Source organism: Nocardia sp. CC201C (genome assembly GCF_030010695.1).
In the GTDB taxonomy this organism is placed as follows: Bacteria; Actinomycetota; Actinomycetes; order Mycobacteriales; family Mycobacteriaceae; genus Nocardia; species Nocardia otitidiscaviarum.
In genome coordinates this window covers 1-3,182 of the sequence record NZ_JASCXP010000595.1, presented here as the reverse complement: position 1 = coordinate 3,182, position 3,182 = coordinate 1, and the positions used below count along the sequence as shown (strand labels likewise).

Here is a 3,182-nt window from a genome sequence, read left to right as displayed (position 1 = left end):
TCCAGCGCCGCGAACCCGCCGGAGCGGAGCGGAGGCAATCAAACACAGTGTGGGATACTGGGCAGCGGATGTAGCCGACGCCGGTCACTAGCGGCAGGTGGCGGCCACAACCGAGGCACCGCAGCATGACGGACGGTCATCGCTGCCGCCGGCAGCTTCCGAGACTCGGCTGTCGGGCGGCACGCTGGATGAACGCTCGTGCGGTGGTGTTGAGCCAACCAGCCAGGCGCCGCGTGACCAGTTAGCCGAACGACGACAACAACAGGCGAACACCGGACACGCGGGGCGAGACCATACGACCTCGAGCCCACCGGGCACCGAGGCGAACGGACAGTGCCCCCGCGTCGGCCGCGTCACTCCCAGAGGGACGCGCCCGGGGGTCCGAGGAGAATTCGTGGCCGAACAAGAGCCGCAGGACGCATCGCAGGTGAACGGTGAAGGGGAGGCGGGCCGTTCGGGACAGGGACAGTCGGCTACCGCCCCGGCCGCCGAACAGTTGCCGGAACGGATCCGAGTGCACGCACTGGCGAAGTTGCTGGGCACGACCAGCAAACGCATCCTTGCCCACCTGACCGAGATGGGCGCGCAAGCCCGCAGCCCCCAATCCAGCCTGGACCGCACCGTCGCCGAAACCGTGCGTGACGCGTTCGGGCCGCGTGACGTGGCGGTGACCGCCGCGACCGTGCCCGGCGACGCCGCCCCGGGCACCGCCGCCCCGACGTCCGGGACCGTAGCCGCCGAGGCGACCGCGGCCGAGACCAGGGCAGTGGTGGCCGCGGCCGATCAGGCCGCCGCGACCGTCGACGAGGCCATTGCCGCGGGCGACGACCGGGCCGCCGACGAGCTGGCCGCCGAGGAGGTCGAGCAGGCCGAGGCCGCCGAGTCGACCGCCGCGCACAAGCCGACCACCCTGTTCGCCAGTCCGTTCCAGTCCGTGGCACCGGCCGCCGAGGAATCCGTGGTCTTCGAGCCCCCCGCCGTGGTGGCCGCACCGCTGTTCCTGCCGCCGGACGCCACCGCCGCCGAGGAGTTGCGCCGCAAGCGCCGCGTCGAGCGCAAGCCCAAGGAGGAGCCGGTCGAGGAGACCGCGCCCGCCGCCGAGGAGCCCGCGACCGCCGAGGAGCCCGCACCCGCCGAGGACGGCACCGACGAGGGCGACTGGGACGAGAACCGCGACAAGAACGACGGGGCCTCCCGCCGTCGCCGCCGGGGCCGTCGCGGTCGTGGCCGAGGTCGCGGCGAGCAGCAGAACGAGGGCGAGGACAACGCCTCGGAGTCCGAATCGGATACCGACGACGAGGACGAGACGCGGACCGCCGCCGCCGAGGCGTCGGCCGAGGGCGAATCCGGCGAGGATGACGCCGAGGAGTCGGCCGTGCCGGAGGGCGCCAGTTCCCGCCGTCGCCGTCGGCGCCGCCGCCGCAAGGGCGGGGAGGACGGCGACAACGAGCCCGCCGACGACGATCCGCCGAACACCGTCGTGCACGAGCGCGAACCGCGCAACAAGCGGCGCGCCGAGAAGAACGCCGACGAGGTGCAGGGCATCACCGGTTCCACCCGGCTCGAGGCCAAGCGCCAGCGTCGCCGCGACGGCCGCGAGGCCGGTCGCCGTCGCCCGCCGATCCTGACCGAGTCGGAGTTCCTGGCGCGGCGCGAGTCGGTGGACCGCGTGATGGTGGTGCGGGAGAAGCACTTCGCCGAGCACCCGACCTCCACCACCCAGGTGGCGGTGCTCGAGGACAACATCCTGGTCGAGCACTTCGTCACCAGCACCGGGTCGGCCTCCATGGTCGGCAATGTGTACCTGGGCAAGGTGCAGAACGTGCTGCCCTCGATGGAGGCGGCGTTCGTCGACATCGGCCGCGGTCGCAACGGCGTGCTGTACGCGGGTGAGGTGAACTGGGAGGCCGCCGGGCTCGGCGGCAAGGAGCGCAAGATCGAGCAGGCGCTCAGGCCCGGTGACACCGTGCTGGTGCAGGTCTCCAAGGATCCGGTGGGCCACAAGGGCGCCCGCCTGACCACCCAGATCAGCCTGGCCGGTCGCTTCCTGGTGTACGTGCCCGGTGGCACCTCCACCGGTATCTCGCGCAAGCTGCCCGATACCGAGCGCAAGCGGCTCAAGGAGATCCTGCGCGATATCGTGCCGCAGGACGCGGGCGTCATCATTCGCACCGCCTCGGAGGGCGTGAGCGAATCCGAGCTCGCCCGCGACGTGGAGCGGTTGCAGAAGACCTGGCGCACCATCGAGGAGCAGGCCAAGAACGGCTCCGGCGCGCCCAAGACGCTGTACGAGGAGCCCGACCTGCTGGTCAAGGTCGTGCGCGACCTGTTCAACGAGGACTTCTCCAAGCTGGTCATCGAGGGCGAACGCGCCTGGACCACCGTCGAGAACTATGTGCGCACGGTCGCCCCCGACATGCTGAGCCGGGTCGAGCGCCACGACAACAGCGCCGTGGACGTGTTCGGCGCGTTCCGCATCGACGAGCAGCTGGCCAAGGCGCTCGACCGCAAGGTGTGGCTGCCCTCGGGCGGCACCCTGGTGATCGACCGCACCGAGGCCATGACCGTGATCGACGTGAACACCGGTAAGTTCACCGGTTCCGGCGGCTCCAACCTGGAGGAGACGGTCACCCGCAACAATCTGGAGGCGGCCGAGGAGATCGTCCGCCAGATGCGGTTGCGCGATATCGGCGGCATGATCGTCGTCGACTTCATCGACATGGTGCTGGAGTCCAACCGGGATCTGGTGCTGCGCCGCCTCACCGAGGCGCTGGGTCGTGACCGCACCCGCCACCAGGTGTCCGAGGTGACCTCGCTGGGCCTGGTCCAGATGACCCGCAAGAAGCTGGGGACCGGCCTGGTCGAGGCGTTCTCCACCACCTGTGAGCATTGCCACGGGCGCGGCATCCTGGTGCACGACTATCCGGTCGAGTCCGCTCCGGCGGAGGAGGGCGGGGGCCGCCGCGAGGGTCGTCGTCGCCGCAAGGACAAGGGCGAGAAGGCCGCCGCCGCGCCGGAACCGGCCGTGGTGGAGGAGAAGGCCCCGCCGACCGAGGAGAAGGCCGCCGCCAAGCGGGCCCACCCGGTAGCGCTGGCCATGGCCGCCCACCAGGCCGAGGATTCCGCGCACGAGGCCGCCGACGCGGCGTCCGCCGCGGTGGAAGCCATGGATCTGGCGGTGG

The 3,182-nt window shown here is 71.3% G+C and carries 1 protein-coding gene; it reads left to right on the top strand.

Annotated features, from left to right (window positions below; genetic code table 11):
• Nucleotides 1-496: 496 nt before the first annotated feature.
• Nucleotides 497-3,182, top strand: a 2,686-nt coding sequence (locus tag QK444_RS34605; protein ID WP_282786218.1) for a translation initiation factor IF-2 N-terminal domain-containing protein, incomplete at its 3' end; no start/stop codon positions are given.